This is a genomic window from Bacteroides sp. RTP31139st1_H2_RTP31139_211217, from assembly GCF_040227615.1.
GTDB classification, from domain to species: Bacteria; Bacteroidota; Bacteroidia; order Bacteroidales; family Bacteroidaceae; genus Bacteroides; species Bacteroides uniformis.
On record NZ_JBCNZM010000193.1, the window covers coordinates 1 to 7,747 of the forward strand.

The 7,747-nt window shown below is 44.3% G+C and carries 5 protein-coding genes; all 5 read left to right on the forward strand.

All coding sequences use genetic code 11. The annotated features are described in order from the left end of the window. The coding region (hepC, locus tag ABUA47_RS21285) for a heparin-sulfate lyase HepC (RefSeq protein WP_349832011.1) at positions 1-1,957 on the forward strand (1,957 nt) is incomplete at its 5' end. Positions 1,958-2,289: 332 nt separating this feature from the next. Next, positions 2,290-3,894, forward strand: coding sequence for a sulfatase (locus ABUA47_RS21290; protein WP_022402183.1), 1,605 nt, complete (start codon positions 2,290-2,292; stop codon positions 3,892-3,894). 14 nt (positions 3,895-3,908) lie between these two features. Next, positions 3,909-5,537, forward strand: coding sequence for a hypothetical protein (locus tag ABUA47_RS21295; protein ID WP_022402182.1), 1,629 nt, complete (start codon positions 3,909-3,911; stop codon positions 5,535-5,537). Positions 5,538-5,563: 26 nt separating this feature from the next. Beyond that, the gene (locus ABUA47_RS21300; protein WP_016272388.1) at positions 5,564-6,496 is read left to right on the forward strand and encodes an ROK family protein; all 933 of its coding nucleotides are present in this window, start codon (positions 5,564-5,566) and stop codon (positions 6,494-6,496) included. A gap of 10 nt (positions 6,497-6,506) precedes the next feature. After that, the coding region (locus ABUA47_RS21305; RefSeq protein ID WP_349832013.1) for a sugar MFS transporter at positions 6,507-7,747 on the forward strand (1,241 nt) is incomplete at its 3' end.

A 7,747-nucleotide genomic window follows, 5' to 3' on the forward strand; every position in this document is an offset into this window, starting at 1 on the left:
GGTTGTATTATGTGCGGAAGCACAGCAGTTGCGGAAGGAAGCTTTCGGCTTGCTGAATCTGGATTATCCGGGATTGGAGAAAGTGAAAGCCGCATATGACCGACAACAATGGGACGAGGCAGCCAAAGCCTTATTGGACTATTATCGCCAACGTACCGGCATAGGACACCCTGATATCGATATGCAGAATATCAAGATTTCCAAGGAAGAACAGAAATGGGCGGATGATGCCTTGGAACATACGTTTTTTGTGCATAAAGGCTATCAGCCTTCTTATAATTACGGCAAAGATATCAACTGGCAATATTGGCCGGTACAGGACAATGAGTTGCGTTGGCAATTGCATCGCCACAAATGGTTCACCCCAATGGGTAAGGCATATCGAATCTCTGGAGACGAGAAATATGCCAAAGAATGGGCATACCAATATATGGATTGGATTAAAAAGAATCCTCTGACAGAGGTAGAGAAAGAAGAATACGAACTGGTCAGCGCAGGCGAGGTAAAGGGAAATGCGGAAAATGTACGTTTTGCATGGCGTCCTCTGGAGGTGAGCAACCGTTTACAGGATCAAACGCTGCAATTTCTGTTGTTCGTTTCTTCGAAGGCCTTCACGCCGGAGTTCTTGACTGAATTTCTGATTAATTATCACCGGCATGCACTGCATATTCTTGGCAATTACTCGGATCAGGGTAACCACTTGTTGTTTGAAGCTCAGCGAATGGTGTATGCAGGTGCGTTTTTCCCCGAATTTAAGGAAGCAGGCGAATGGCGAAAAAGTGGGATAAGCATTTTGAACCGCGAAATTAAAAAACAAGTCTATCCGGATGGCGGTCAATATGAATTGGACCCACATTATCATCTGGCGGCAATCAACATTTTCTGCAAGGCTTTGCGCATGGCGGATGTTAATGGCTTCCGTCAAGAATTTCCCACCGGATACGTGAATACGGTCAAGAGTATGATTGAATTTTATGCCAACATTTGTTTTCCGGATTACAGCAATCCCTGTTTCAGTGATGCCAAGTTGGGAGACCGTCCGGCAGAAATCCGTAATTATCAGGATTGGCTCAAGCTATTTCCTGATTGTGAGTGGATTCGTTATTATGCCACAGAAGGTCGTGAAGGCACTCCCTTGCCCAACCTTTCTCACGGTGCGCTGACTTCCGGTTTCTTTACTTTCAGAAACGGCTGGAAACAGGATGCTACCGTAATGGTTGTAAAGGCCGGTCCCAAAGGGGAATGGCACTGCCAGCCGGACAATGGAACTTTTGAGTTTTGGTTCAATGGCCGGAATCTCTTCCCGGATAGTGGCTCCTACGTCTATGCCGGTGATGATGAAGTAATGAAACTTCGTAATTGGTTTCGCCGGACAAGTTCTCACAATACGTTGACATTGGATGGGAAAAACCTGCAAACAACCCAGTCTGTCACCAAACTATGGAAGCCCGAAGGCAATGAGCAGATTCTGGTGACTGAGAATCCGCATTATGATGGTTTGAAACACAGACGTTCTGTTTTCTTTGTAGACCAATCTTATTTTGTAATTGTAGATGAAGCCGTGGGAAACGCCCAAGGAGTAGTGAATCTGAACTACCATTTGTGTGAAGGTACTGTAAATATAGACAGAAAGAATAATATGCTGACTACAGTTTATGACGGCCCAAGCAACGTGAAACTGCAATGCTTTGCCGAGAAGAAAATTTCAATGAAAGAAAAAGAAGGCTGGCGTTCAACTGCCTATCGTTTACGAGTACCCCGTACAACTGTATCTTTTGATATAGATAAAAAGGATTCGGACGCTGTACGTTACATAACTATTCTTTATCCGTCGAAAAATACAGCTTCCTTCCCTATATTCAAAGCTAAGTTCCTGAACAAGGCATTTGACGAAAATGGGGTGAAAATAGAAATATCTGTTGGCGGAAAGAAACGTCAATTGGAATATAAACTATAATAACCCGTTGGCGGAATTAATTCATTACCGCTGCGGAATGACTGCAATGATACTTTAATGGTTTGTTGTAATATATTGAAGGTATGAATCTGCTTTGTAATATTTTGATTATCAGTACCTATTGGATGCATTGCATTCAGTATACGATTGAACCCTATTCAGTATACGACTGAATGGCATTCAATATACGACTGAATTAGGTTCAGTATACTGCTATTTCTTGCATCTGTATTATTTGTAAGGAATGCAGATTGCTGTTCCGTGCCTTATTGCAGTTCACAATCGTCCGGATTTTCTTAAATTCCGCCAACGGGTTATAAAAGATTTTTATAATGAATCGTTTATCATACATATTTCTGCCTTTGACTGCCATCGGAATGTCCGCTTGCAGTTCCGGCAAAGAGGAAGTGAAACGTCCGAATATCATCTTTATGATGACGGACGACCATACTACGCAAGCTATGTCATGTTACGGTGGACGTTTCCTTCAGACTCCCAACATGGATAGGATTGCCAATGAAGGTGTTCGTATGGACAATTGTTATGCGGTCAATGCTTTATCCGGCCCGTCAAGAGCTTGTATCCTGACGGGCAAATTCAGCCACATCAATGGATTCACAGACAATGCCAGCACTTTCGATGGTAACCAACAGACCTTCCCTAAATTGTTGCAGGCCGCCGGTTACCAGACTTCAATTGTCGGCAAATGGCATCTGATTACCGAGCCTCAGGGATTTGACTATTGGTGTATCCTGACCGGACAACATGAACAGGGGGATTATTACAATCCCGATTTCAACGAGAACGGAAAGCAGATTGTAGAGCAGGGCTATACAACTGACGTTATTACAGACAAGGCTATCGAATATCTGGAACACAGAGACAAAAGCAAGCCTTTCTGCATGATGTATCACCAGAAAGCCCCTCACCGTAACTGGATGCCCGCTCCTCGTCATTTGGGAATGTTCAACAATACCGTGTTTCCCGAACCTGCCACGCTTTTCGATACATACGAAGGCAGAGGCTCTGCTGCTATAGAACAGGATATGTCCATCGAGCATACATTGACCAATGACTGGGATCTGAAACTACTGACCCGTGAAGAAATGCTGAAAGATACGACCAATCGCCTCTATCAAGTCTACAAGCGTATGCCGGCTGATGTACAAGATAAGTGGGATTCGGTATACGCCCAGCGTATTTCAGAATACCGTAGCGGCAACTTAAGAGGGAAAGAACTGATCAGTTGGAAGTACCAGCAATATATGCGCGATTACTTGGCAACTATTGTAGCTGTGGACGAAAATATAGGAAGGTTGCTCGGCTATCTGGAGAAAAACGGTGAATTGGACAATACAATCATAATCTATACTTCGGACCAGGGTTTCTTTCTGGGCGAACATGGCTGGTTCGACAAGCGCTTTATGTATGAAGAATGCCAGCGCATGCCATTGGTTATCCGTTATCCGAAGGCCATCAAGGCGGGGAGTGTATCGAGCGCTATTGCCATGAATGTGGATTTTGCTCCTACCCTGCTGGATTTTGCCGGAGCAGATATACCAGCAGATATTCAGGGACAGTCTCTCAGGACCATTCTGGAGAATGGGGGGAAAACACCGGCTGACTGGAGAAAAGCCGCCTATTATCACTATTATGAGTATCCGGCAGAGCACTCGGTTAAAAGGCATTACGGCATTCGTACCGCTGACTTCAAGCTGATTCACTTCTATAACGATGTGGACGAATGGGAAATGTATGACTTGAAGAATGACCCGAGTGAACTGAACAGTGTGTTTGGTAAACCGGAGTATGCCGACAAACAAGCGGAACTCATTTCATTGCTGAAAAAGATTCAAAAACAGTATAAGGATGATGACCCCGATGAAAAGGTCAAAGAGTTATTCAAAGGTGACAGACGATTGATGAAAAACAGATAATCTAAATTTAAATTATGGACAGAAGAAATTTTTTAAAGCATACCGGCTGGTCTCTTGTCGGGCTGGCCGCTTCCGGTAGCCTATTATCTGCATGTCAGCAAGGAACTGCCGCAGGAAAGAAAGTCATGCCCTCTGCCAGTAATCTGAAGTATTTCTGGGGAGATTTGCATAATCATTGTAACATAACCTACGGTCATGGCGACATGCGTTCTGCATTTGAGGCTGCCAAAGAACAACTGGATTTTGTATCTGTCACTCCTCATGCCATGTGGCCGGATATTCCCGGAGCCGATGATCCCCGTCTGAAGTGGGTGATCGATTATCATACCGGTGCCTTCAAGCGTTTGCGAGAGGGAGGTTATGAGAAATATGTCGCCATGACCAATGAATACAATAAGGAAGGAGAATTCCTGGCTTTTGTTGGTTATGAGGCGCACAGCATGGAACATGGCGACCATGTGGCTCTGAATTATGATTTGGACGCACCGCTGGTGGAATGTACTTCCATTGAAGACTGGAAACGGAAAGCTCGCGGACATAAGGTATTCATAACTCCGCATCACATGGGATATCAGACTGGCTATCGCGGATACAACTGGAACTTCTTTACGGAAGGAGACCAGACCCCGTTTGTAGAGATGTATTCGCGCCATGGACTGGCAGAAAGCGATCAGGGAGATTACAGTTATCTGCATGACATGGGTCCTCGCCAATGGGAAGGTACTATTCAATGCGGATTGGAGCAAGGTAAAAAATTCGGTATTATGGGTTCGACCGACCAACATGCAGGTTATCCGGGAAGTTACGGTGACGGTCGCATAGGTATCCTTGCGGAATCATTGAGCCGTGATAAAATCTGGGATGCCATGAAGAACCGTCATGTATGCTGTGCCACCGGTGATAAAATCAATATAGATTTTCGTTTGAATGATGCGTTCCCGGGCGATGTCGTACGGGGAAACAGTCGCCGCATTTATCTGAATGTGGAGGGAGGTAGCTGTATTGATTATATTGACATCGTTAAGAACAGAAAGTGTATTGCTCGTTTAAGCGGTCCGTTGTTGCCCGAGATGCCGGAAGGAGATATGGTACGCTGCAAGGTAAAAGTTGATTTCGGTTGGAACCGCGAAGAGCAGTATGTGCATTGGCAAGGAAAGCTGTCCATAAATAAAGGAACTATCAATGCTGTGGAACCTTGCTTCCGTGGCGCCGCTTTCACTTCTCCGCAACCGGGAGAATCTGAGTTTGAGACAAAAGTTAACCGTATTGTGTCTGTTACAAGTAAGGATGCAGAGTTGGATATGTACAGTTCCAAAAACCCCAATACCACGACTCCTGCCACGCAAGCTGTCATTCTGGATGTGACTATGCCTAAAGATGGCGTGATTACAGCCGAATTCAATGGCAAGAAATTTGAGCATTCGTTGGGTGAACTTTTGGAAGGTTCCCGTTCACATTTCATGATAGGGTGGCTCAGTGAGGCTATTCTCTTCAACCGTGCAATGCCGGAAAGTTGCTTTACGGTTGAGCATTATATGGAGGATACCCAACCCGAAAGAGATACGGACTATTACTATGTCAGGGTTCGCCAGCGTGACCAGCAATGGGCATGGAGTTCTCCTATATGGGTAGAAAGAACATAATGTTTCCTTATTTGATATAATAAACTATGGAATATGCAATTGGCATTGATTTAGGTGGTACATCTATAAAATATGCTTTGGTGGATAAAGCGGGTAATTCTTTCTTTGAGGGAAAATTACCCTCTTTTGCTTCTGTTTCAGCTGCAAAAGTAATAGAGCAGTTGATAAAAGCTGTCATGTTGTTAAAAGATGAAGCTGCCAAACAAAACTGGACAGTATTGGGCATTGGGCTTGGTACACCCGGAATTGTAGATGAGACGAACCGTATCGTATTGGGAGGTGCAGAAAATATTATCGGTTGGGAAAACATAGATGTGGCTTCTCTTTTGGAAGAACAGATGAAACTACCGGTAGTCGTTGGAAATGACGCCAACCTGATGGGGTTGGGGGAAGCGAAATATGGTGCAGGGAGGGGGTGTACCCACGTGGTGTTTCTGACAGTGGGAACCGGCATCGGTGGAGCCGTCATCATTGATGGCAAATTATTCAACGGCTATGCCAATCGGGGTACGGAGCTGGGACACGTGCCATTGATTGCTAACGGTGAACGTTGTGCCTGCGGAGCGATCGGCTGCCTGGAGCATTATGCCTCGACTTCTGCTTTGGTAAGGCATTTCAGCACGTTGGCTAAAGAGCGGAATCTGAGTTTTGATATGGAAATAAACGGAGAACTAATAGTCCGCCTGTATCATGAAAATTTTCCGATGGCTGTTGAATGCATGAGTGAACACTTTTACTATTTGGGAAGAGGAATTGCCGGATTTGTCAATATATTCAGCCCTCAACGGATTGTATTGGGAGGAGGGGTTACAGAATCCGGTATTTTCTATTTAGAGAAAATAAGGGAAGTGGTTCGAGAGCATGTTATAGCCGATTGTGCCTTAAATACAGAAATTGTAGCCGCATCATTGGGTAATAAAGCCGGATTTATCGGAGCGGCATCATTAATCTTAAAATGAACGATATATCATGAAAAGTAACAAGAAATGGAGTATGCTGACATTAATCATGATGTTTTGGTTTACTATTTCATTCATTACGAATATTCTCGGGCCGTTAATCCCCGACATTATCCATAACTTTGAACTGAAGGATCTGGCAATGGCAGGGTTTATTCCGACCTCTTTTTTCTTGGCCTATGCCATCATGTCGATACCGGCAGGTATATTAATAGATAAATATGGAGAAAAGCCGGTGCTATTTACCGGCTTCCTAATGCCATTTATAGGTACTACCTTGTTTGCATGTTTCCCTTTTTACCTGATACTGCTTCTGTCTTCTTTCATCATTGGTTTGGGAATGGCCATGTTGCAAACTGTAATCAACCCTTTGCAACGTGTTGTCGGCGGAGAGGAGAATTATGCGTTTATAGCAGAGTTGGCACAGTTTGTATTCGGAGTAGCCTCTTTTATCAGTCCCTTGGTTTACACTTGGCTGATACATGCACTGGAACCGGAAGTTTATCAGCAGGGACAGAACTTTTTGCTGGATATTCTGGCAAAAGTTACTCCGGTTACTCTTCCCTGGGTTTCTCTGTATTGGGTATTTACAGCACTGTTGTTGGCTATGCTGCTCGTTGTGTCATTCGTTCATTTTCCGCGCATTGAATTGAAAGATGATGAACGCAGTGGTTCCTCCTCTTCCTATAAAAAATTGTTCCGTCAAAAATACGTATGGCTTTTCTTTTTGGGAATCTTCTGTTATGTCAGTACAGAACAGGGTGTCTCTATTTTTATGAGTACCTTCTTGGAACAGTATCATGGCATTGATCCAAAAACTGTCGGTGCACAAAGTATCAGTTATTTCTGGGGTTCGATGACCGTCGGTTGCCTATTTGGTATGTTCTTGCTGAAGCTGATAGACAGTAAACGTCTCCTACAAATATCAGGACTGCTTTCCATGAGTTTACTCTTGATCGCATTGTTCGGTTCTGCAAAAGTTGCGGTATGTGCATTTCCGGCAATCGGTTTCTGCATTTCAATGATGTACTCCATCGTATTCTCACTGGCTCTGAACACAGTAGCCCAGAATCACGGTTCTTTTGCCGGTATTCTTTGCTCCGGAATTGTGGGAGGCGCAGGAGGTCCGCTGTTTGTCAGTCTGCTATCCGATACCACTTCATTACGCATAGGAATGCTCCTTATCTTGGTTTTCATGGGATATATTACGTTTATCGGTTGTTGGGCACATCCACTGGTCAACAATAAGAC

Bases quoted from the DNA above. Each gene is read 5' to 3' on its own strand.
- ABUA47_RS21290 (WP_022402183.1), top strand. From the start codon at position 2,290: ATGAATCGTTTATCATACATATTTCTGCCTTTGACTGCCATCGGAATG.
- ABUA47_RS21295 (WP_022402182.1), top strand. From the start codon at position 3,909: ATGGACAGAAGAAATTTTTTAAAGCATACCGGCTGGTCTCTTGTCGGG.
- ABUA47_RS21300 (WP_016272388.1), top strand. From the start codon at position 5,564: ATGGAATATGCAATTGGCATTGATTTAGGTGGTACATCTATAAAATAT.